Genomic DNA, 21471 nt, shown 5'->3' with positions numbered 1-21471 from the left:
GGCCTATTCGACCAGCAGCGACAGCGCGGCGTCGGCGTAGGCCTTGGGGTCCTCGACCTGCGGGTAGTGCCCCAGACCGGGCAGCTCCACCACCGGCGCGGCGGGGCGCAGTTCGCGCAGCCCGTCGAGCACGTTGGTGGTGGCCACCGGGTCGCCGAGGCCCCACACGAACCCCAGCGGCTTGGGCCAGTCGCGCACCGCGCCGTGCCAGCGTTGCGCGTAGCGCACCCGCTCGTCGAGGTAGCTGATCAGCAGGTGCGCGATGCGGTGGCCGTCGTTGTAGCACAACAACTCCCACTGCGCGTCGGCCTCGTCCGCCGACAGCGGATGGTCGGACGAGAACAGCCGGCCGAAACCGCGCTGGAAACCGCGCCGATTGACCAGCCGGGCCGCGACGGGACCCAGCGGGCCGCGCAGCACCTGCTGGATCGGCCGCAGGCTGGCCCGGTCCAGGATCACGCTGCCGTTGCTGAGCACCGCCCGTTGCAGCTCGAACGGCAGCCGGCCGTCGAGGTCGCGGGCCAGCAGCTCGGTGGTCACCGAGGTGCCCATGTCGTGGGCGAGCGCCACCACCGGGCCGGCGCCCACCTCGGCGACCACCGCCTGCACCAGGTCGGCCTGCTCCAGCAGGCTGTACCGATGCGGTCGCGGCTTGTCGGACAGGCCGTAGCCGAGAAAGTCCAGCGTCACCCAGGCCCGGCCGGCGAGGTGCGGCAGCACGCCGCGAAAGTCGAACGAACTCGACGGAAAGCCGTGCAGCAGTAGGACAGTCGGCGAGTCGCCCGATTGCGAGCGGACGAACACCCGCCCGGCGTCCGTCGCAATCCAGCGGCCTTGGTCGCGCCACTCGTGGGCGCTCAGTGATGTCACACATCGGGCATACCATCGACAGCGCGATCAGAGGAGAGCAATGCGAATCGATTTCACGCCCGATCCCCGGCTGTACCCGTTCGAGTCTCGCTGGTTCGACAGCTCGCAGGGGCGCATCCACTACGTCGACGAGGGTGACGGCCCGCCCCTGCTGCTCTGCCACGGCAACCCGACCTGGAGCTTCCTGTACCGCGACATCATCGTCGCGCTGCGAGACCGGTTCCGTTGCATCGCTCCGGACTATCTCGGTTTCGGGCTGTCGGATCGCCCGTCGGGGTTCGGCTATAAGGTCGACCAGCACGCCCGGGTGGTCGGCGAGTTCGTCGACCACCTCGGCCTCGACGGCTACGTCAGCATGGGCCAGGACTGGGGCGGGCCGATCAGCATGGCCGTCGGCGTGGATCGCGCCGACCGGGTGCGCGGCGTCGTGCTCGGCAACACCTGGTTCTGGCCCACGGACGTCCTGACGACCAAGCTCTTCAGCCGCGTGATGTCCACTCCCCCAATGCAGTACGCGATCCTACAGCGCAATTTCTTCGTCAACCGCTTGATGCCGTCGGCGACGACGCGGCGGCTCGGCCCGGTGGTCATGGAGCACTACCGAGCGGTGCAGCCCAACGCCGAGGCGCGCCGGGGCGTCGCCGAGCTGCCCAAACAGATCCTGGCTGCGGAGCCCCTGCTGGCGCGGCTGGCCCAAGAGGTGCCGGAGAAGCTCGGCGGCAAGCCTGCGCTATTCGTCTGGGGCATGAAGGACTTCGCCTTTCGCCCCGGCCCTTCGCTGCCGAGGATGCGGAAGGCGTTCCCCGACCACGTCCTCGTCGAGCTGCCGCAAGCCAACCACTTCATCCAGGAGGACGCGCCCGACGAGATCGCCGCGGCCATCGCCGACCGTTTCGGCCGGTAGGGCATGATCCGGTCGCCGCTACGCGAACGCCTCTACCGGCGGGCACGAGCAGACCAGGTTGCGGTCGCCGTAGGCGCCGTCGATGCGGCGCACCGGCGGCCACACCTTCGGCCGGAAGCCCGCGCCCAGCGGATACGCGGCCTGTTCACGCGTGTACGGGTGATCCCACTCGGTGACCAGCAGGCACTCGGCGGTGTGCGGCGCCCCGCGCAGCGGGTTGTCGTCCACCGGCCACTCCCCCGCGCCCACGCGGTCGATCTCGCCGCGGATGGCGATCATGGCGTCGCAGAAGGCGTCCACCTCGGTCAGGCTCTCGCTCTCGGTGGGCTCCACCATCAGCGTGCCGGCCACCGGGAAACTCATCGTCGGAGCGTGAAAGCCGTAGTCCGCCAGACGCTTTGCGACATCGTCGACGGTCACGCCGGTCGCCTTGGTGATACCGCGCAGGTCCAGGATGCACTCGTGGGCGACCATGCCGTTCTCGCCCGTGTAGAGCACCGGGAAGTACTCGTCGAGGCGGCGGGCGATGTAGTTGGCCGACGCGATGGCGGTCAGCGTCGCCGCCCGCAGGCCGCCGGCGCCCATCATCCGGATGTAGGCCCAGCTGATCGGCAGGATCGAGGCCGAACCGTAGGGGGCCGACGACACCGGATGTCCCGCCGGCAGTTCGGGCGCATAGGGGTGGCCCGGCAGGAACGGCGTCAGGTGCGAACGCACCGCCACCGGCCCGACGCCCGGGCCGCCGCCGCCGTGCGGAATGCAGAACGTCTTGTGCAGGTTCAGGTGGCTGACGTCGCCGCCGAACTTGCCCGGTCGGGCCAGGCCCACCAGGGCGTTGAGGTTGGCGCCGTCGACGTACACCTGGCCGCCCGCGTCGTGCACGGCCGCGCAGATGTCGGCGATGTCGTGCTCGTACACGCCGTGCGTGGACGGGTAGGTGATCATCAGCGTCGAGAGCCGCTCGGCGTGCTCGCCGACCTTGGCGCGCAGATCGTCCAGGTCGACGTCGCCGTTGTCATGACAGCCGACGACCACCACCCGCATGCCCGCCAGCGCCGCCGACGCCGCGTTGGTGCCGTGCGCGCTGGACGGGATCAGGCAGATGTCGCGGTGCGGTTCGCCGCGGCTGGCGTGGTAGTCGTGGATCGCCAGCAGGCCCGCGTACTCGCCCTGTGAGCCCGCGTTGGGCTGCAAAGACACGGCGTCGTAGCCGGTGATCGCCACCAGCCAGCTCTCCAGGTCGGCGATCAGGCGGCGCAGTCCCGGGGTGTCGGAGGCCGGCGCGAACGGATGCTGACGCGCGAATTCCGGCCAGGTGATCGGCTCCATCTCGGCCGCGGCGTTGAGCTTCATGGTGCACGATCCCAGCGGGATCATGCTGCGGTCCAAGGCGATGTCCTTGTCCGCCAGCGTCCGCAGGTAGCGCATCATCGCCGTCTCGGTGCGGTACTGCGTGAAGGCGGGATGCGTCAGGAACTCCGACGTGCGCACCGCGATCTCGATGCCGGCCGACGCACCAGCCACCACCCCGAAGGCGTCCAGTACGGCCGCGACGTGGGCGTCGGTGGTGGCCTCGTCGCACGCGACGGACACGTGGTCGGCGTCGACGCGCCACAGGTTGATGCCGTTGGCCTTGGCCGCGGCCACCACCTCGTCGGCCCGCTCCGGGACCCGGGCGAGCACGGTGTCGAAGAAGGCGTCGTGCACCAGCGCATCGCCGAGGCCGGCCGCAATGGCCTCGGCCTGGGCGTGCACCCGGCGGGCTATCGCGGTCAACCCCTCGGCGCCGTGGTAGCTGGCGTACATCGCGGCCATCACCGCCAGCAGTACCTGTGCGGTGCAGATGTTGCTGGTGGCCTTGTCGCGGCGAATGTGCTGCTCGCGGGTCTGCAGCGCCAGGCGGTAGGCGTCGCTGCCATCCACGTCTTTGGAGACCCCGACCAGGCGGCCCGGCAGCTGGCGGGCGTGTTTGGTGTGCACGGCCAGGTAGCCGGCATGCGGGCCGCCGAATCCCATTGGCACGCCGAAGCGCTGCGTGGTGCCGAACGCGGCGTCGGCGCCGATCTCGCCCGGCGGGGCGATCAGCGTCAGCGCCAGCAGGTCGGCGCCGATCGCGATCAGGGCGCCGCGATCATGGGCCTGCGCCACCAGGGCGGACCAGTCGGTGATGCGTCCGCTGGCGCCGGGCAGTTGCGTGACGACGCCGAAAAATTCACCGTCGGGCAGGCCGTCACGCAGGTCGGCGGTGACGATCTCGATCCCCAGCGGCTTGGCGCGGGTGGCCAGCACCGCCGCGGTCTGGGGGAACAGGTCGCTGTCTACGGCCAGCCGGTTCGCGCCGCCGCGCGCGGCGCGATGCATCAGGGTCATCGCCTCGGCCGCTGCGGTGCCCTCGTCGAGCATCGACGCGTTGGCGATTTCCAGGCCGGTCAGGTCGCTGACCATGGTCTGGAAGTTCAGCAGCGCCTCCAGCCGGCCCTGGCTGATCTCGGGCTGATACGGCGTGTACGCCGTGTACCAGGCCGGGTTCTCCAGGATGTTGCGCAGCAGCACCGGGGGCGTGAGCGTGTCGTAGTAGCCCTGCCCGATCATCGACACGGCCACGGTGTTGGTGTCGGCCAGCGCGTGCAGCTCGGCCAGCGCCTCGGTCTCGCTGGCGGGCGGCGGCAGCGCGTCCAGCCCCGGTGCGACCCCGTCGGTGAGCTTGTCGAGGATGCCCGACGGGACCGCCTTGGCGGCCAGCTCGTCGAGCGAGTCGACCCCGATGACGGTGAGCATGGCCTCGACGGCCTGGTGGTCGGGACCGATGTGCCGGTCTGCGAACGACATGGCGAACTCCTGACAGCAAGAGAGGACGAATGAGCGGCCCTCTCCCTCTGTCTTCACCCGTTCACCGGGCGCCTGAGAGATTCGGTGCCGCTGGCCGGCGCCTTTCCCCATCGGCGGGCGAAGGTCGCTGGACCGTCACCGCTTTCCAGAGGCGTCGTTGTCCTACGCGGTCCTGGGGCCTGAGAGGTTGACGGAGAGGTATTGCTCCTTCGGCGTCCATGACTGGCGATCACGGAACTCTCCCGCGCAAGTGCGACGCGAGGTCCAGTCTACTGCCCTGCGCGAGCGCGCGCCGATGCACACCGACACGCCGTCGCGGGCGTACATTTGCGCACGCTCGCCGGCAGGAAGGAGTGCGTCAGCCGATCTTGCGGTCGCGGTGCTTGCGGCGCGAGGCCAGCTCGTCCTCGGGCGCGGCGATCGACTCGCCGCCGTCGGCGCGCTCGCCGGGGAAGTCGGCGATCACGCCGGTCAGCTCGCGCATGGCGCCGGAGACGGCGATGCCGAACACGCCCTGGCCGCCCTGCAGCAGGTCGACGACCTCCTCGGCGGACGTGCACTCGTACACGCTGGTGCCGTCGGAGAACAGCGTGATGTTGGCCAGGTCCTGGACGCCGCGCTGGCGCAAATGGTCGACGGCGACCCGGATGTTGTGCAGCGAGATGCCGGTGTCGAGCAGCCGCTTGACGATCTTGAGAACCAGGATGTCCTTGAACGAGTAGAGCCGCTGGCTGCCGGAGCCCGCCGCGCTGCGGATCGACGGCACCACCAGGGAGGTACGGGCCCAGTAGTCCAGCTGGCGGTACGTGATGCCGGCGATCTGGCAGGCGCTCGGCCCCCGGTAACCCACCAGCTCGTCGGGAACCGAGTCGTCGGGGAACAGCCCGGGCTGGACGGGTGCGGCCGCCGCGGTGACGCTGCGGCCATCCGCCGCGTTCGCGGGGTCGGAAAGGTCCAGCTGCCCTTGACGTGGCTGCTCGCTCACGGTGGTTCCTCTCGCCGATCGCGCTCGTGTACTAGCTGCGTCACTGGCTGCCCCCGGCAGCCACATTCGCTCAGGCCCGAGTGCTAGTGAGCATACGCTTTCCACCGGCTGCCGTGGCCCGAGATCATCTTCAGTGTCTGGAAAAGTATGGCGGTCGTCGCGCCCGGTGGCCGCTTATCCGCGAGGCGTGTCGACAAAGCCAAACCAGATGAGACGGATCCGTAACGTTCCCGACGGGTCTGGTTACCCGGTCAGGTGGCCTTGAAATCGTCCGGAGACACGCTGTCGAGAAATTCCTTGAACTTCTCCACCTCGTCCTCGCGGACGGCGCTGCCGGACTCCTCGTCGCTCTCGTCGGGGATCAGCAGGCCGGCCTGGGCGAGCACCGCCTCCTCGACGTAGATCGGCACGCCGACCCGCAACGCGATCGCCACCGAGTCCGACGGACGGGCCGACACGGTGATGTTGCGATCGAAGATCAGGTCCGCGTAGAAGGTGCCCTCCTGCAGGTCGACGATTCGCACTTCCTTCAGCGAATGTCCAAGCGCAGCAATGAGATCCCTGATCAGATCATGGGTCAGCGGCCGGGGCGGCTCGACCCCCTGCTGCTCGAGTGCGATGGCGGCCGCCTCCGACTGCCCGATCCAGATCGGCAGGTACCGGTCGCCATTGGCCTCGCGCAGCAACAGCACCGGCTGGTTCTGCGGCTGCTCGACACGAATGCCGACAACACGAACTTCACCCATCTGTGTCTGCCCTCCGCACATGCCGCCGTGTCCGACTCAGAGCCCGATGCTTGGTCGTCAGCGGCCACCGACAAGACCAGTCTTCGCCGAACACCAAGCTGTCGAAGGAAGTCTAGTCCTCAGCGGTGAAGAAGGTCGCGAACCGCCGACTTGATCAACGATGTATGCAATGTGATGGCGAGCGCGGCGACCTCGCGGGCCAGCTCGTCGGCGCGGTCGCGGGCGCCGGCCTTGCCCGCTTTGACGAGCGGACCGGCGATCTGTGCGATCAGATCGGACTGCCGGTCGGCCGCCGAGCGGAACGCGCGCAGATGCCGTGGCTCCACACCGTATTCGGACAGCGCACGCGCGCATTGCAGGATCACGACGGCATGTTCGTCGAAGAATCCGCCCTGCCCGGTGGTGATGACTCCGGCCTTGAGCAGCGCCGTCAACAGCTCAGCGTCCGCTCCCGACCGTTCCAGCAGGTCTTCGCGGCTGAGCCGGACCCGGGTGGGTGCCTCCGCCTTGAGGGCCTTGAGATCGGAGCCCGGGCCCGATCCCCCCGACTTGCCGTCGGCCACCGACACCAATCGCGGTACGCCGTAAGGCGATCCGGCCGAGGGCAGCTCGCCGTCCGGCTGGGCGTCCAGCTGTGCCCGGATCACTTTGAGCGGCAGGTAGTGATCGCGCTGCGCGGTGAGAATGAAACGGAGCCGCGCACAGTCGTACGCGGTGAACCGGCGATAACCCGACGCGGCGCGCTGCGGCGTCACCAGCCCCTCTGCCTCCAAAAAGCGGATTTTGGAGATGGTGACATCGGGGAAATCCGGCCGTAGCAGGTCTAGGACCGCCCCGATCGACATCCCGGCAACCGCCGGGCTATCGGGTGCGCTCACTAGCCTCCGGTTCCCCCGTCGTCGCCCTTGGGTCCGGTCAGGAACACCAAGCGGAACTTGCCGATCTGTACCTCGTCACCGTTGGCCAGGACCGCAGAGTCCACCGGCTCGCGGTTCACGTAGGTGCCGTTGAGGCTGCCGACGTCGACGACCTGGAATTCGTTGCTGTCCAGCCGGAATTCGGCGTGCCGGCGGCTCACCGTGACGTCGTCGAGGAAGATGTCGCTGTCGGGATGCCGCCCCGCGGACGTGATGGCCTGGTCGAGCAGGAAGCGCGACCCGGCGTTGGGCCCCCGCTTGACCACCAGCAGCGCCGAACCCGCCGGCAGGCCTTCGACCCCCGACACGGTGCTTTCAGAGCCCGACTGTGCGGGAGCGTCCAGTTCGTTGAGGAAGTCGGCCCGAAAGACGGAAGTCGTCTCCACGGTGACTTCGTCAGAAGTCTGGTCGTTGTCTGTCACCCGCTGCTCCTTACTGGCTGCTGTGGCATTGTCCGACGGAATGCTGCCTTCTCGATACCTAAATGCCGCTCAAATTTTCTGAACAACCCTAAACATCAATGTGTCGACCGTACCGTGCACCGATCGGCAATGTGGCCCTCGACCGCAAGATCTTCGCGCGGCGCTGGCTGGCACATTAGCAACCGTCATTCGGTCAGTGTGCCGCGGTAGGCCTCTGCGTCCAGCAGCGCCGCGAGCGCCGGCTCCAAAGCCGCCGCGTCGGACACCTGAATATCCAGCAGCCAGCCGTCGCCGTACGGATCGGAATTCACCAGCTGCGGGCTGCCGTCCAGCTCGGTGTTGACCGCGGTCACGGTGCCGGACAGTGGCGCATACAGGTCCGAGACCGACTTGGTGGACTCCACCTCGCCGAACGACTCGCCCCCGGACACCTCGGCGCCGACGTCGGGCAGCTGCACGAAAACGACATCGCCCAAAGCCGATTGCGCGAAGTCGGTGATGCCGACCCGCACGGTGTCGTCCCCGCTACGGCGAACCCACTCGTGTTCGGCGGTGTAGTGCAGATCGGACGGGATATCGGTCACGGAAAATCCTGTTCTGTTCGGTTGGGCTCACTTGACGGGCTGAGCGTATTGGCGGGGTTTTGGTTGCCGCAAGGTGGTCACCTCGACGCGGTCGGACTGCTGCACGCTCATCCGGGCGCCGACGCGCTTGACGCTGTCCTCGGCGCCGCCGGGGATGTTCATCGCCGCGGCCAGCGTCGGCGGATCGCCTATCGCCAGAAGCGAATACGGTGGCGACAGCGCCTTGCCGTCGATCGTCAACGAGCCGGGGTTGCCCGCCACCCAGGTATCCACGCCGACGCGAACCGATTGGTGCGGATCGTTGATCTGGATGGCCTCCGCACCGGCCGCGCGCAACTCGTTGATGACGTCCAGCATGGTTTCCGGTGCCACCCCAGGACCGAAATCGTCGATCTTGACGACGACGCCGGGCCCGGTCGCGCCGACGGCGCCGACCAGGATGGACAGCGCCGCCAGCCGGGCCTGGGCGCTTTCGATGGCGGCCTGGTCGGTGTTGCCGGACGCCTTCATCTTGTTCAGGGTGTCCTGCAGTTCGGTGACCTCGGTTTCCAGCGTCGCCTCGCGTTGCCGCAGCGAATCCAGCAGCACCAGCAAATCCGCGGGACGGGCGGTGTCCAGCGAGTCACCCGACTTCGTCTGGCGCAGCTGGGTGACGATCGCGATGCCCAGCATCAGGCATAACAGGACGGCCAGCGCGCCGAACACCAGGCGGGAGCGGCCGCCACGCAGCCCGGTCCGGCGCACCCGCCCGATCTCGGGGCGCGGGCGGTCCGCGGGCAGTTCGTGACGCCCGTGCTCGACGGGGGGTTCGGTGGCTTCCGGAGGTTCCGGAGGTTGCTCACTCACCGGCGTCACGCCCCGAACAGCCGGCGCCGCAGGGCGGCGGCGTTGCCGAAGATCCGGATGCCCAGCACCACGATGATCGCGGTGGACAGCTGGGTGCCCACACCCAGCTGGTCGCCGACGTAGACGATCAGCGCGGCCACCAGGACGTTGAACACGAACGACACCACGAAGACCTTCGGGTCGAAGATCCGCTCGAGGTAGGCCCGCAAGCCGCCGAACACCGCGTCGAGGGCGGCGACCACCGCGATCGGCAGATAGGGCTGGACGACCTCGGGCACGGCGGGATGGAAAATCAGGCCGAGCACGATGCCGATCGCGAGCGCCGCAATACCGATCATGCTGGCCGGATTCCCGTCTCGTCGGGCACGAGGGCTTCTCTCACTTGGGGTCTCACTTGGGCCCAATCTTTGTGGCGAACTTGACATCCCGGATGGCTCCGGCAGGCAGCGACAGGCGGTCAGAGGCGTTGACGCTCACCCCGACGCCGTAGGAGGCCTCCAGCAGCCTAAGACGGTGCAGTCCGGGGCTGTTCTCGAACATGTCGCGCATGCCGTGCGGCGGCCCCACCGCCAGGATGGTGTACGGGCTGCTGGTGGGGTTGTTGTCGACCAGGATCGCGCCGCCGGCCTGCCGGATGGTCACGTTCGGGCCGATCCGGGCGCCGCCGACCGAAATGGCCTCCGCTCCGCTGGCCCACAGCGAGTTGACGACCAGCTGCAGGTCACGGTCCAGGATGATCTGCCGGCTGCCGTTCACCCGCTGCTTGGACACGTCCGAAAGGTTCGGGCCCACACCGGGATCGGTCACGGTCACGGTCAGCCCGGGACCGACGACCGCGGTGCTGGCCGCGGCGAGGCTGAGCACGTCGAGCTGGGTCAGCAACCGTTGGCCGATGGCGTTGTCCGCCAGCACGAGCCGCTGCAAGTCGTCGACCTGCGACGCCAGCGCGCTGCGGCGCTGGGCCAGCTTGCCGGCGGTGGCCTGCGTCGACCGGACGCTGGCCGCCAGCAGCTGCTGGGCGGTGCGCACTCCGGGCGCCACCGACCGGGCCTGCGCCACCGCGGCGGCGAACACCGTCGCGACCAGCATCGCCGCCAGCGCCTGCCAGAACCAGCCGAAAACCCGCGCGCGCTTGCTGGGCGGACGGTCGGTGCGGCTGCGTTTCTCGGCAGCAGCGGCGTATCCGGGGTCCAGGTGCTCCGACAGCAGCGCCCGCAGCAGCGACGGCACCGGGATCAGCTTGGGCCGCGACGCCGCGTGGGCGCTGCGGCCGGCGTTGGGGTCGTAGCCGCCGAGCAGCCGATCGCGTTCAGGCATCGCTACCCGCTTTGACCCGGGGCAGCTGCCGCAGCACCAGCGTCATCTGCACGATGTAGAGGACGAACGCCCACAGGTACATGTACAGGCCCCAGCCCAGAAAACCCCAGCCGAAGGCGCCGACCACCCGGCTCCACAGCGCGTGCCACTGCCCCAGCAATACCAGCGGAAAGCCGGACATCAACGCGAAAGTTGCCGCCTTGCCGACGTAGGTCACCGGCAGCGCCGAAAGGCCGCGACTGCGCAGCAACGGCAGCGTCAGGGCCAGCAGGCCATCGCGGGCGAGCAGCGCGATGACGAACCACCAAGGCACGATCCGGGCGACCGCCATGGTGATGGGGACCGTCACCATGTACAGGCGGTCGACCGCCGGGTCCAGCAGCACGCCGAGCCGCGACGACTGGTTGAGCGTCCGGGCGATCTTGCCGTCGGCCCAGTCGGAGACACCGCTGAACATCAGGATCCCGACCGCCCAGCCGTTGGCGTGCGCGACGAGCAGCAGGTAGATGAAGACCGGGATGAGCACCAGCCGGATGGCGCTGAGGACGTTGGGCACTGTCAGCACTCGATCGGGCGGGTGCACGGCCTCCATGAGCCGTGACCTTAGCCCGGTGGCGATGCGGTCCGCACCGCGGATCGGTGCGCGGCCCCGCGACCTGCGCCGACGCGGTTCGCCGGATGTACCGAAGCGAGCCGCTAGCGAAACACCCCGGGCAGGCTGAGCGTCGACAGCGTGTCATCCGACAACGGGTTGTCGTTGACCATATACGTCCACGTCGACGTCGGTCGCGCCAGCTTGGAAAGATCCAGCCCCTGCTCGTCCTCGAGCACGTTCGCGGTTTCGAACGTCTGCTGTGCGGCCTCGATCGCGTCGGCGGCCAGCGAGGCGAAGGCGTCGACGGCCAACCTGTGGAACTCGTCCAGCGGGTTCTGCCGGCCCAGCGCGCGCAAGTGGATGCTTTCGCGGATGTCGGCCAGGTACGCCAGGTGATCGGCCCAGCCGCGGTCCAGGTGATACAGCATGATCAGGCGGCAGATCTTTTCCAGGCGCGCCTCGGCTTCTTTCTTCTCGGCGTCCTTCTCGGCCTTCTTGGCTTTGTCGTCCTTTTTGGTCTTGTCGTCCTTTGCGGTCTTGTCGTCCTTTGCGGTCTTGTCGTCCTTGTCGTCCTTTGACAGCGCCTTGACCAGCTCCTCGTAGCGGTCCGGCGCCAGCTCGGCGAGTTCCTCACGCGCAGTCGCGGTGCGCAGCAACGTGTCTCGGCGATCCACGATGATGGCGCGCTGCTGCGCGATCAACTGGTTGTAGCGCCAGGTGTTCGCGTGGACGTCGAGCATCCGGCCCTCCGCGACCCGCTGGGCGTGGTCGAGCATCCCCGCGGCCTTGGGGCTGACGATCCGGCCGTCCCCCGTTTCCGGGTCGGTCTCCATCGGCAGCTTGTTGCGGTCGAGGTTGGCCGCGACGACGTCGTCTTCCCAGCTGGAAAAGAACACCGAGGACCCCGGGTCGCCCTGCCGGCCGGCGCGGCCGCGCAGCTGGTTGTCCAGCCGCTGGGTGTGGTGCCGTCCGGTGCCGACCACGTGCAGCCCGCCAAGCTCGGCCACCCGGTCGTGATCGGACTCGTCGGACCCGCCGAGTCGGATGTCGGTGCCGCGCCCGGCCATCTGCGTCGACACCGTGACCACGCCGTACTTGCCGGCCTCCGCGATGACCTGCGCCTCCTCGGCGTCGTTCTTCGCGTTGAGCACCACCGCGGGGACGTTGCGGCGCAGCAACCGCTCGTGCAGCTCTTCGGATTCGGCGACGTCGCGGGTGCCGACCAGCACGGGCTGGCCGGTCTCGTGCACCTCGGCGATGTGGTCGACGATCGCGTCGTTCTTGGCCGCGGCGGTGATGTACACCCGGTCGGACTCGTCCTCGCGGACGTTGGGGGTGTTCGGCGGTATCGGCGAGACCCCGAGCTTGTAGAACTGGCGCAGCTGCTCGCCGGCGGCCAGCGCGGTGCCGGTCATGCCGCACACGGTCGCGTAGCGGTTGATCAGCGCCTGCACCGTGATGGTGTCGAGCACCTCACCCGTCTCGGTGGTCTCGATGCCCTCCTTGGCCTCGACGGCGGCCTGCAGGCCGTCCGGCCAGCGCTGCAGCTGCGCGATGCGGCCGCGCGAGGAGTTGATCAGGTGCACGGCGTCGTCGCGGACGATGTAATGCACGTCGCGCTGCAGCAGCACATGCGCGTGCAGCGCGACGTTGACCTCGGTCAGCGTGGTCCCGACGTGTTCCTCGGAGTACAGGTCGATGCCGCCGAGCGCCTTTTCGACCTTGCGCGCGCCGGTCTCGGTCAGGTGCACGTTGCGGTTGTCGGAGTCGGTGTCGTAGTCCTCGTCCGCCGCCAGCTCCCCGACGAGCTTGATGATCTCCAGCCGCGGCGTCTCCCGGTGACTGGTGCCGGCCAGCACCAGCGGCACCAGCGCCTCGTCGACCAGCACCGAGTCGGCCTCATCGATCAGCGCCACGTCGGGATTCGGCGAGACCAGGTCCTCGACGTCGGTCACCAGCTGGTCGCGCAGCACGTCGAAGCCGATCTCGTTCACCGAGGCGTAGGTGATGTCGCAGCCGTAGGCGGCCCGGCGCTCCTCGCTGGTCGACTCGCCGGTGATCCAGCCGACCGTCAGCCCCATGGCCTCGATCAGCGGGCCCATCCACTCGGCGTCGCGGCGGGCCAGGTAGTCGTTGATGGTCACGACGTGCACGTGCCGGCCGGCCAGGGCGTAGCCCGCCGCCGCGATCGCGCCGGACAGCGTCTTGCCCTCGCCGGTGGCCATCTCGATCACGTCGCCCGCGAGCATGCGCAGCGCCCCGAGCAACTGCACGTCGAACGGCCGGAGGTCGGTGGCCCGCTTGGCGGCTTCCCGCGCGATCGCCAGGAACTGCGGGATGTCCTCGGAGGCCGCGAGATCGTCGAGGTTGAGCAGCCCGGCCGCCTTGCGCAGTTGCGCGTCCTTCAGATCGGCGGCTTCCTCGTCATACTCCGCGGAGGCGGTCACCTCGGCGAGGGAACGGGATTTGTTCTTCTCCGTGCTGGCGCCGAGCAGTCGCCAGAATCGGCTGCTGACTCGGCCAGGTTGGCTGCGGGTGGTCTTCGGCACAGGTCAACGGTACGCGAGCGGGGCGACCGATCCGTCGGGCCGTTAGGCCAACACTCAAGCCAGGTTGGAGCGCCGCGGATAGGCGATGCTCGGGTCGGTCAACACGTTGACGACGGCGGGCTGTCCGCTGGCGAACGCGCGCTCCAGCGCGGGGCGCAGCTCGCCGGGGGCGGCCACCAGCTCGCCGTGGCCGCCGAGGGCGCGGACCACCTCGTCGTAGCGGGTGCCGGGCCGCAACTCGGCCACCACCGAATAGCCGTACAACGCCTCCATCGGGTGCTTTTCCAGCCCCCAGATCCCGTTGTTGCCGATCACCGACACCACCGGCACGTTGTGCCGGACCAGCGTGTCCCACTCCATGCCACTGAACCCGAAGGCGCCGTCGCCTTGCAGCAGCACCACCTGGCGGTCCGGCCGGGCCAGCTTGGCGGCCAGCGCGTAACCCGGCCCGGAGCCCAGGCAGCCGAATGGGCCACTGTCCAGCCAGCAGCCGGGCTGGTAGCTGTCGATCATGCGGCCGGCATAGGAGCCGAAGTCGCCCGCGTCGATGATGACGACGGCGTCGCGGTCCAGCATCGGCGCCAGCTCGGCATATACGCGCATCGGGTGCAGCGGGATGCGCTCGTCGGCCAGTTCGCCCTTCTCCAGGTCGCGCGCGGCCGTTTCCACCGTCCGCAGCTGATCGATCCAGGCCTGCGGGTCGGTGTCGCCGTCGGCGCCCAGCGCCGACAGGATCGCCGTCAGGTCGCCGTAGAGACCGGCCGCGATCGGCCGGGCGTGTTCGCGCTCGGGCCGGGCACGGTCGGCCACCACGATCTGCGTCTGCTCGCCGAACACCTTGCCGAAACCTAGGCGGAAATCCATCGGCACGCCGACGACGAGCGCAACATCCGCCTCGCCCAACGCTTTTCCGCGAGCCCGCGAGAAGGCCAACGGGTGGTCGGCGGCGACGACACCGCGGGCCATCCCGTTCATCAGCACCGGGATCCGCCGCTGTTCGGCCAGCGCCAGTAGCGCCGCCTCCGCGTGGCCCCACCAGACGTTGGTGCCCGCCATGATCACCGGCCGCTCGGCGGCCGCCAACAGGGCCGCCGCCCGGTCCAGCGCGTCGCCGTCGGGCGCTTCGGCAGCCGGCAGGTCGGTCAGAGCGCCGGGGCGCGCATCATCTTCGGCCATCGAAAAGACGTGATCCATGGGGAAGTCGACGAATCCGACGCCCGACGGCGCGGTGACGGCCGCCCGCAGGGCGTCGTCGACCAGTCGGCCCGCCGCCTCGGCCGACTGCGCGGTGGCGGCGAACCGGGTCAGCGGCGCCACGAACGGCACGTGGTCGATCTCCTGCAGCGACCCCATCCCCCAGCGCAGCGCGGGCGCCCGCCCGCCGAGCACCAGCAGCGGCGACTGGTTCTGCTGCGCGGCGGCTATCGCGCTCATCCCATTGGTGACTCCCGGACCCGCCGTCAGCGCGGCCACCCCCGGCACCCGGGTCACCTTCGACCAGCCCTCGGCCGCGAAGGCCGCGGTCTGTTCGTGACGGGTGTCGATCAGCCGGATCCCCTCGTCGCGGCAGCCGTCGTAAATGGAGAACAGGTGGCCGCCCGACAGGGTGAACATCGTGTCGATACCGCTGGCGCGCAGTCGACGGGCAATCAGGCGGCCGGCGTGCACGGTCTGGCTGGGTGGAGCGTCGGTGCTCATGGCGGCAGCCTATCCGGCACCCCTCCGGTACCTTCGCGGGGAAGCACGCCCGCCTGTGAGGAGTCGTCTTGGAACGCAAGCCGTTCGAGCCGTCCATCGACTGGTCCGCCGCGGCCCTGGATTCCTTCCGGTGGCTCGCCGTCGCCTGGCTGATCAGCGCGGCCTGCGTCGTGCTCACGTTGGTCGTGTTCCGGTATTCGACGGTGTGGGGCCGCCAGTTCTGGCGGATCAGCGGTGGCTACTTCACCGGCCGGCACGCGGTCCGGGTCTGGCTGATGCTCGGGGTGCTGCTGCTGTTGGTGCTCTCCGCCGTGCGGCTGGACGTGCTGTTCAGCTACCAGGGCAAGGACCTCTACGACTCGCTGCAGACCGCGTTCGAGGGCATGGGGGCGGACAACACGAAGCTCTTCCAGTCCGGCAAGCACGGCTTTTACATGTCGCTGGTGCATTTCAGCGTGCTGTCCGCGATCTTCATCGGCCGCCTGCTCGTCGACATCTACCTGACCCAGCGATTCATCATCGCCTGGCGCATGTGGCTCACCGCCCACCTCACCGACGACTGGCTGAACGGCAAGGCCTACTACCGGGACCTTTTCATCGAGAAGCCCATCGACAACCCCGACCAGCGCATCCAGCAGGACGTGGACATCTTCACCGCCGGTGCCGGCGGCACGCCGAACAACCCGTCCAACCAGTCGCAGCAGATATTGCTGTTCGGCGGCGTCCACGCCGTCGCCTCGGTGATCTCGTTCACCGCCATCCTGTGGAGCCTGTCCGGGCGAGTCGAAATGTTCGGCGTCGGGATTCCGCGCGCGATGTTCTGGATCGTGCTGGTGTATGTGCTGGTCGTCACCGTCGGCGCATTCTGGCTCGGGCGTCCCCTGATCTGGCTCAGCTTCAGCAACGAGAGATTCAACGCGGCGTTCCGGTACGCGTTGGTGCGGCTGCGCGACGCCGCCGAGGCGGTCGGTTTCTACCGCGGCGAGCGCGTCGAGCGGGCGCAGTTGTGGCGGCGCTTCACCCCGATCATCGACAACTACCGCCGGTATGTCCGTCGGGCCGTCGCGCTGAACGGCTGGAACTGGTCGGCGGGCCAGTTGATCGTGCCGCTGCCGTGGCTGGTGCAGGCTCCGCGGCTGTTCCGGCGCGAGATCGGCCTGGGCGACGTGGGCCAGACGTCGAGTTCGTTCGGCCAGATCCAGAACGGGTTGTCGTTCTTCCGCGACAACTACGACAAGTTCGCGCCCTACCGCGCGGCGATCATCCGGTTGCACGGGCTGGTCGACGCCAACGAAAAGGGCCGAGCGCTGCCGTCGGTGCTGGTCACGCCCAGCGCCGACGCGGTCGTCGAGCTTGCCGACGTCGAGGTGCGCACACCGGCCGGCGACCGCTTGATCGACCCGGTCGACGTGCGACTGGACAGCGGCTCGTCGCTGGTGATCGTCGGGCAATCGGGCTCCGGCAAGACGACGCTGCTGCGCAGCCTGGCCGAGCTGTGGCCGTACGCCTCGGGAACCCTGCGCTGCCCGGCCGGCGACAACGAGACCATGTTCCTGTCACAGCTGCCGTATGTGCCGCTGGGCACGTTGCGCACGGTGGTCTGCTACCCGAATTCGCCCGACGGCATCGCCGACGACCTGCTGCGGGAGACGCTTTCGCGGGTCGCGCTCGCGCCGCTGAGCGAGCGGCTGGACGAGGAGCGCGACTGGGCCAAGGTGCTCTCCCCGGGCGAGCAACAACGCATCGCCTTCGCCCGCGTCCTGCTCACCAAGCCGAAGGCCGTCTTTTTGGACGAAAGCACGTCCGCTCTCGATGAGGGGCTGGAGTACGCGCTGTACCAAATGCTGCGCACCGAGCTGCCGGATTGTGTCGTGGTCAGCGTCAGCCATCGTCGCGCGGTCGAATTGCTGCATGACCGGCAGCTGGAATTGCTGGGCGGCGGCCAATGGCGCCTGGGCCCGGTGGACGCGGAGCCGGCGCCGGTCTAGGGCCCCCGTCGAGGAGGGCGCCGGCCCGTCCCGAGCCCGCGTCGGTGGCGTCGAGCCTGCGGTGAGGGCGTGGTTTTCGCCGCTCTTCCCGCCGCCACCGCAGACTCAGGGTGCCGGCGCCGTTGCTGCGGCAGCCGCGTGCGCACCGGCGCGGCGGCCGAAGAACGAGCCCTCACCCAGCTGCGTGCCGCTGGCGTAGCCCTTGCCGTCCTGGGCGATGTTGGACGCGCACGCCCCGACCGCGTACAGCCCGGGGACGACGGTGCCGTCGGCGCGCCGCACCTCGCCGTCGACGCTGACCGTCAGGCCGCCGATGGTGAAGCCGGAGTACATCGCCCGCCCGAGCGACATGTCGAACACCGCCCACGGGCCATTGGCCTGCGGCGCAACGTATTCCGGCTGCTTGTGGAAGTCCGGATCCTCGCCCTTGGCCGCGAACTCGTTGTAGCGGTCCAGCGTCGCCGCGAGGTTGCCCGACGGGATGCCCAGGGCCTCTTCCAGTTCGGCGATCGTTTCGTAGCCGTCGAGGAACTTGATCAGTGGCATGGCGGGCATCTCGGTGTGCGCCTCGTCGACGATCAGGTAGGCGGTCTGCTCCGGCTGCTCCAGGACGAACGCCGACGTCCGCGAATGGTAGGAGTCCTCGGCGACGAACCGCTTGCCGTCCTTGTTCACGATCACCCCGGTCAGCAGGATTTCGGGCGGATAGGCCGCCGCGGTGATGAACAGCTCGTCCATGTCGCGGGTGGCCCCGCCCGCCGACACGCCCAGCCGGATACCCAGCCCGTCGTCGTGCGGGTTGCCCAGGATGTATGGCGCCACCAACCCGTGGTGTTTGGTGCGCCGGGGCTGACCCAGCGCGGGGGTGTGCTCGGCGACCATGTCCGGGTTCATCGCGAAGCCGCCCGCGGCGATGACGACCGCCTTGGCCTTGACCGCGCCGGTCTCGCCGAAGTGCTTCCAGGCAACGCCGACCACGGCGCCGTCGTCATCGACGACGAGGTTCGTCGCCCCGGTCTCGTAGCGGATCTGCACGCCGAGCTCGTCGGCGCGTTTGACCAGCAGGTCGATCACCATCTTGGCGCCGCCCAACTCGCCGGGCACCGGCACCGAGTGGCCGCGCGGTGCCGGCACCGCCTGCTCGCAGAACGGCCACACCTTTTCGTTGCCGGTGTAGCTCAGGCCTTCGGTGCCCGGCGGGACGACGACTTTGCCGGGGTAGAAGCTGCGCTCGAACTCGAAGCCCAGCGCCTCGAGCCAGTTGAAGTGTTCGACGCTGCCCTCGGAGTAGGCGCGGATCTTGGCGTGGTCGGGTTCGCGCGACGCGGCCACCAGGTACTTGTACATCTCCTCGGCCGAGTCGGGGTGACCCGTCGCCTCCTGTACCGCAGTGCCGCCGCCCAGGTAGAAATGGCCGCCGGCCATCGCGGTGGTGCCGCCGGCCGCGGCGGCGCGCTCGAGCACCAGCACCTGCGCGCCCGCCCCCGCGGCGCTCACCGCCGCGCAGCCGCCGCCGATGCCGAAGCCGATCACCACCACGTCGACGTCGTCCGACCAGGCATCGACCGCGTTCACACTGACCGTCGCTGGTATTTCGGTGCTCACTGCTGCTCCCGTTTGATGTAGTCGTAGAAGGCCTTCAGCTTCGATGGGACGTAGGCGATCTCGAGGAACGGCACGCCCGCCTGCGGCGCCGACACGTAGGCGAACAGGCCGCCGATGCCGCCCGGCATCACGCCCTGCTGGACGACCGGGGCGCCGTCGGCCGCCGCTGCCGCCAGCGCCGCGTCGAATTGGCCGGGGCTCTCGGCCTCCACGCAGATGTGGTGCAGACCCGCCCCGTGATCGCGGAGAAAGTCACTATAGACGTTCTCGCCGCGGACCGGCGAGATCAGCTCCAGCTGCATGTCGCCGAGGTAGCTCAGCGAGATGTGCGCGACGAAGTCGGCGGGCTCGCCGTGGTAGCTACAGCTATCCGGACCAAAGTGCACGTCGGGAATCCGCACCCACTTTCGGACGCCTAACAGGCCGGTGAGGGCCGTTTCGGTGGCATCCAGGTCAGGGGTAACCCAAGCGATTTGTGTCGGCGATTGAACGGGAAGGGTCATCGTCTCGCAGGATAGCCCAGAGTGTGCGCCGCGAAAATGGGCCCGCGGATACTTTGCCGCCGTCGGTGATCGCCGTGGAGTAAAGGCCGGGTGAACACGTTCTAATTCCCTGCCGAGCCGGGTTCTTGTCCGGGTCAGTGCGCGGCGAGCACGCCCACGACCAGCCGAACCTGCGTATCGAATACCGACTCGGGGTTGCTCAGCGTGTCGGCGCCGTACTGGCCGAACACCTCCAGGCTGATCGCGCCCACCACGACGGCCCACAACAGAAAGCACTTCGCGATCACCAGGTCGTCGCCCGGGAAACCGAATTCCTGCCGGATCCGGTCGAAGTCCGCTGACATCGGTTGTGGGACAACATCATTGGTAAGCCTGATGTCGCCGGTGGTGATTCCCGTCGCGATCGCGTCGAAGAATGCGCCGACGACACGGGTGCCCACGCCGACCGTGCGTTCCGGCGGCGCGTGGTATCCGGGCACCGGACTGCCGTACAGCAGGGCCCAGCGGGACGGGTGCTCGACGGCCCATCGCCGCGCGGCCCGCGCGATCGTGAGGACGTCGTCGCCCCACGTGCCGCTCGCGGCGTCCTCGACGGTCTCGCTCGCCGCGCGCGCCAAGTCCACGGCGTCGGCCAGGTCGGAGTACGCGTCGACGAGCAGCAGCGTCAGCAACTCGTCGCGGCTGGACACATACCGGTACACCGCGGAGGACACCATGCCCAGCTCACGGGCCACGGCGCGCAGCGACAGCCCGGCCGCGCCGTGCTCGACCAGGTGGCGGCGGCCGATTTCGACGATGCGCGCCTCGATCTGCTCCCGCGACTCCTGACGTTTGCCCACCGGGCCAGTCTCGCACATTCGAGATCACCGCTCTTGCTTTTCCTGCGGGCCTGTGGCACGGTAAACCTAATCGAGAGCACTGCTCTCTAGACGCCCAGAGAGGACCACACCATGACCACGCGCTACGACGAACCCAACCGGACCGCCCGCGCCGCCACCTCCGTCATCCGCTGGCTCGCCGAGCTGGGCATCAGCATCGCCGGTACCCGCTCGCTGCGCGTCCGGGGCCGCAAGACCGGCAAGGAACGCGCCGTCGTCGTCAACCTGTTGACCGTCGACGGCGTCGACTACGTCGTCTCACCGCGCGGCAACACGCAGTGGGCGCGCAACGTGCGGGCGGCCGGCGAGGTCGCCGTGGGCCCGCGCTGGCACACCCGACGCGCCGCCGTCAGCGAGGTGCCCGACGACGCCAAGCCCGAACTGCTCAGACGCTATCTGGCCCGGTGGTACTGGCAGGTCAAGGACTACGTCTTGGGGCTCACGCCGGAGTCCGGCGTCGACGAACTGCGCGCGGCCGCGCCGTCGATCCCGGTGTTCGCCCTGGCCGCCGCGCGCTAGGCGCTACCCGGCGCCGCCGCCGAGGTCGTCGCGGGACATCTGGGTGACGGTCTGCCACGACACCGCGGCGGGCAGGTCGCCCCAGACGCTGTTGAAGATGCCGACGATCTGGCCCGGACCCCCGTTGGGTGCGAGGTAGATCGGCCCGCCCGAATCGCCCTTCTGGCTGGCGACGCTGCGCGACATGGTGAACCAGCCGTTGTTGACGCTGACGACGGTCCCGCAGGTTTCACCGGTGACCACGCCGAAGTGGCAGACCGGCTGACCCGGCGTCACCGTGCCCGCGCCGGCGTCCAGCGCCCGCCCGCCCGGCAACACGTTGCTGACGGCGACGTTCTCATCGAGCACGATCGTCTCGTAGTCGGCAATCTGCTGGTCGGTAGCCACCGTCGTGCCGGTGGGCGTGTTGTCCCGGAACGCCGCCATGCGGCCGATGGGGTTGTTCGCCCAGTCGAAGACGGGTCCGCCACCCCGACAGTGGCCCGCGGTGTAGGCGATTCTGCGGCCGGTGTCGACGAAGCCCAGGGTGCAGACCTTGCTGCCCTGATGGATCTCCATGCCGGGGAACACCGCCGGCGGATCCGCACTGGCCTTGCCTGGCATCCCCACCGCGGCGGCCCATAGGGCGACGGCCGCGGCACACGTGCGTAAAGCCTTGCGCGGTGTCCTACGAGGCACCATCGGACTCCGATCCGTCGGGGCCGGCCGCAGCGCCG

20 protein-coding genes and 2 riboswitches are annotated in these 21471 nt (G+C 69.0%); of the genes, 3 read left to right on the top strand and 17 right to left on the bottom strand.

The features are described 5' to 3' along the window. Nucleotides 1–3 precede the first annotated feature (3 nt). Nucleotides 4–870, bottom strand: a complete 867-nt coding sequence (locus AC5Y5V_RS14230) for an alpha/beta fold hydrolase (protein WP_499936034.1) — start codon at nt 868–870, stop codon at nt 4–6. Between the two features lie 40 nt (nt 871–910). On the opposite strand from AC5Y5V_RS14230, the gene AC5Y5V_RS14225 reads away from it, so the two are divergent. Beyond that, nucleotides 911–1774 carry a haloalkane dehalogenase gene (locus AC5Y5V_RS14225; protein WP_499936032.1) on the top strand — a complete coding sequence of 288 codons (864 nt, stop codon included), beginning with the start codon at nt 911–913 and terminating at the stop codon, nt 1772–1774. 18 nt (nt 1775–1792) lie between these two features. Here AC5Y5V_RS14225 and gcvP read toward each other — a convergent pair whose 3' ends face one another. The 12 genes from gcvP to AC5Y5V_RS14165 all read right to left on the bottom strand — a co-directional run bounded on the left by gcvP (nt 1793) and on the right by AC5Y5V_RS14165 (nt 15262). After that, a complete protein-coding gene (gene gcvP / locus AC5Y5V_RS14220) occupies nt 1793–4603 on the bottom strand; it encodes an aminomethyl-transferring glycine dehydrogenase (RefSeq protein WP_499936029.1) in 2811 nt (936 codons plus the stop codon). Between the two features lie 39 nt (nt 4604–4642). Beyond that, nucleotides 4643–4760, bottom strand: a riboswitch (glycine riboswitch). Beyond that, nucleotides 4761–4858: riboswitch (glycine riboswitch) on the bottom strand. Between the two features lie 103 nt (nt 4859–4961). Then, complete coding sequence (locus AC5Y5V_RS14215; RefSeq protein ID WP_499936027.1) at nt 4962–5588, bottom strand: MerR family transcriptional regulator; 627 nt, start codon at nt 5586–5588, stop codon at nt 4962–4964. A 251-nt stretch (nt 5589–5839) separates the two neighbouring features. Further along, on the bottom strand, nt 5840–6334 hold the full coding sequence (locus AC5Y5V_RS14210; RefSeq protein ID WP_499936025.1) for a bifunctional nuclease family protein: 495 nt from the start codon (nt 6332–6334) through the stop codon (nt 5840–5842). Nucleotides 6335–6453: 119 nt separating this feature from the next. After that, nucleotides 6454–7212 (bottom strand): transcriptional regulator FtsR, encoded by a 759-nt coding sequence (ftsR, locus tag AC5Y5V_RS14205; protein WP_499936023.1) that lies wholly within the window; start codon nt 7210–7212, stop codon nt 6454–6456. Then, nucleotides 7212–7673 carry a glycogen accumulation regulator GarA gene (gene garA, locus AC5Y5V_RS14200; RefSeq protein WP_499936021.1) on the bottom strand — a complete coding sequence of 154 codons (462 nt, stop codon included), beginning with the start codon at nt 7671–7673 and terminating at the stop codon, nt 7212–7214. The genes ftsR and garA overlap by 1 nt, the downstream gene beginning before the upstream one ends. A gap of 185 nt (nt 7674–7858) precedes the next feature. Beyond that, nucleotides 7859–8257 carry a glycine cleavage system protein GcvH gene (gene gcvH, locus AC5Y5V_RS14195; protein ID WP_499936019.1) on the bottom strand — a complete coding sequence of 133 codons (399 nt, stop codon included), beginning with the start codon at nt 8255–8257 and terminating at the stop codon, nt 7859–7861. A 27-nt stretch (nt 8258–8284) separates the two neighbouring features. Next, nucleotides 8285–9112, bottom strand: coding sequence for a DUF881 domain-containing protein (locus AC5Y5V_RS14190; RefSeq protein WP_499936017.1), 828 nt, complete (start codon nt 9110–9112; stop codon nt 8285–8287). Continuing rightward, complete coding sequence (locus AC5Y5V_RS14185) at nt 9109–9441, bottom strand: small basic family protein (RefSeq protein WP_499936015.1); 333 nt, start codon at nt 9439–9441, stop codon at nt 9109–9111. The genes AC5Y5V_RS14190 and AC5Y5V_RS14185 overlap by 4 nt, the downstream gene beginning before the upstream one ends. Nucleotides 9442–9493: 52 nt before the next feature. Further along, nucleotides 9494–10420, bottom strand: coding sequence for a DUF881 domain-containing protein (locus AC5Y5V_RS14180; RefSeq protein WP_499936013.1), 927 nt, complete (start codon nt 10418–10420; stop codon nt 9494–9496). Continuing rightward, nucleotides 10413–11012, bottom strand: coding sequence for a CDP-alcohol phosphatidyltransferase family protein (locus AC5Y5V_RS14175; protein ID WP_499936011.1), 600 nt, complete (start codon nt 11010–11012; stop codon nt 10413–10415). The genes AC5Y5V_RS14180 and AC5Y5V_RS14175 overlap by 8 nt, the downstream gene beginning before the upstream one ends. A 104-nt stretch (nt 11013–11116) precedes the next feature. Beyond that, on the bottom strand, nt 11117–13564 hold the full coding sequence (gene secA2 / locus AC5Y5V_RS14170; RefSeq protein WP_499936009.1) for an accessory Sec system translocase SecA2: 2448 nt from the start codon (nt 13562–13564) through the stop codon (nt 11117–11119). 54 nt (nt 13565–13618) lie between these two features. Continuing rightward, nucleotides 13619–15262, bottom strand: coding sequence for an acetolactate synthase (locus AC5Y5V_RS14165; RefSeq protein WP_499936006.1), 1644 nt, complete (start codon nt 15260–15262; stop codon nt 13619–13621). Nucleotides 15263–15330: 68 nt separating this feature from the next. On the opposite strand from AC5Y5V_RS14165, the gene AC5Y5V_RS14160 reads away from it, so the two are divergent. Then, on the top strand, nt 15331–17250 hold the full coding sequence (locus AC5Y5V_RS14160) for an ABC transporter ATP-binding protein/permease (RefSeq protein ID WP_499936004.1): 1920 nt from the start codon (nt 15331–15333) through the stop codon (nt 17248–17250). A gap of 105 nt (nt 17251–17355) precedes the next feature. Here AC5Y5V_RS14160 and AC5Y5V_RS14155 read toward each other — a convergent pair whose 3' ends face one another. The 3 genes from AC5Y5V_RS14155 to AC5Y5V_RS14145 form a co-directional block, all read right to left on the bottom strand. Next, on the bottom strand, nt 17356–18855 hold the full coding sequence (locus AC5Y5V_RS14155) for an FAD-binding protein (RefSeq protein WP_499936002.1): 1500 nt from the start codon (nt 18853–18855) through the stop codon (nt 17356–17358). Beyond that, on the bottom strand, nt 18852–19358 hold the full coding sequence (locus tag AC5Y5V_RS14150; RefSeq protein WP_499936000.1) for a VOC family protein: 507 nt from the start codon (nt 19356–19358) through the stop codon (nt 18852–18854). The genes AC5Y5V_RS14155 and AC5Y5V_RS14150 overlap by 4 nt, the downstream gene beginning before the upstream one ends. 134 nt (nt 19359–19492) lie before the next feature. Next, complete coding sequence (locus tag AC5Y5V_RS14145) at nt 19493–20197, bottom strand: TetR/AcrR family transcriptional regulator (protein WP_499935997.1); 705 nt, start codon at nt 20195–20197, stop codon at nt 19493–19495. Between the two features lie 111 nt (nt 20198–20308). On the opposite strand from AC5Y5V_RS14145, the gene AC5Y5V_RS14140 reads away from it, so the two are divergent. Beyond that, the gene (locus tag AC5Y5V_RS14140) at nt 20309–20755 is read left to right on the top strand and encodes a nitroreductase family deazaflavin-dependent oxidoreductase (RefSeq protein ID WP_499935995.1); all 447 of its coding nucleotides are present in this window, start codon (nt 20309–20311) and stop codon (nt 20753–20755) included. A 3-nt stretch (nt 20756–20758) separates the two neighbouring features. On the opposite strand, the gene AC5Y5V_RS14135 is transcribed toward AC5Y5V_RS14140, so the two are convergent. After that, on the bottom strand, nt 20759–21436 hold the full coding sequence (locus AC5Y5V_RS14135; RefSeq protein ID WP_499935993.1) for an Rv1815 family serine proteinase: 678 nt from the start codon (nt 21434–21436) through the stop codon (nt 20759–20761). Nucleotides 21437–21471: the final 35 nt, after the last annotated feature.

It is taken from the genome of Mycobacterium sp. NGS68 (assembly GCF_059812195.1).
This window is presented reverse-complemented; position numbering and strand designations above follow the sequence as displayed.

Excerpts from the sequence above, each read along its gene's own strand:
- AC5Y5V_RS14165 (WP_499936006.1), bottom strand. The coding sequence starts at position 15,262 with ATGAGCACCGACGCTCCACCCAGCCAGACCGTGCACGCCGGCCGCCTG.
- AC5Y5V_RS14135 (WP_499935993.1), bottom strand. The coding sequence starts at position 21,436 with ATGGTGCCTCGTAGGACACCGCGCAAGGCTTTACGCACGTGTGCCGCG.
- AC5Y5V_RS14210 (WP_499936025.1), bottom strand. The coding sequence starts at position 6,334 with ATGGGTGAAGTTCGTGTTGTCGGCATTCGTGTCGAGCAGCCGCAGAAC.
- AC5Y5V_RS14175 (WP_499936011.1), bottom strand. The coding sequence starts at position 11,012 with ATGGAGGCCGTGCACCCGCCCGATCGAGTGCTGACAGTGCCCAACGTC.
- AC5Y5V_RS14225 (WP_499936032.1), top strand. The coding sequence starts at position 911 with ATGCGAATCGATTTCACGCCCGATCCCCGGCTGTACCCGTTCGAGTCT.
- AC5Y5V_RS14140 (WP_499935995.1), top strand. The coding sequence starts at position 20,309 with ATGACCACGCGCTACGACGAACCCAACCGGACCGCCCGCGCCGCCACC.
- gcvP (WP_499936029.1), bottom strand. The coding sequence starts at position 4,603 with ATGTCGTTCGCAGACCGGCACATCGGTCCCGACCACCAGGCCGTCGAG.
- AC5Y5V_RS14185 (WP_499936015.1), bottom strand. The coding sequence starts at position 9,441 with ATGATCGGTATTGCGGCGCTCGCGATCGGCATCGTGCTCGGCCTGATT.
- AC5Y5V_RS14150 (WP_499936000.1), bottom strand. The coding sequence starts at position 19,358 with ATGACCCTTCCCGTTCAATCGCCGACACAAATCGCTTGGGTTACCCCT.
- AC5Y5V_RS14180 (WP_499936013.1), bottom strand. The coding sequence starts at position 10,420 with ATGCCTGAACGCGATCGGCTGCTCGGCGGCTACGACCCCAACGCCGGC.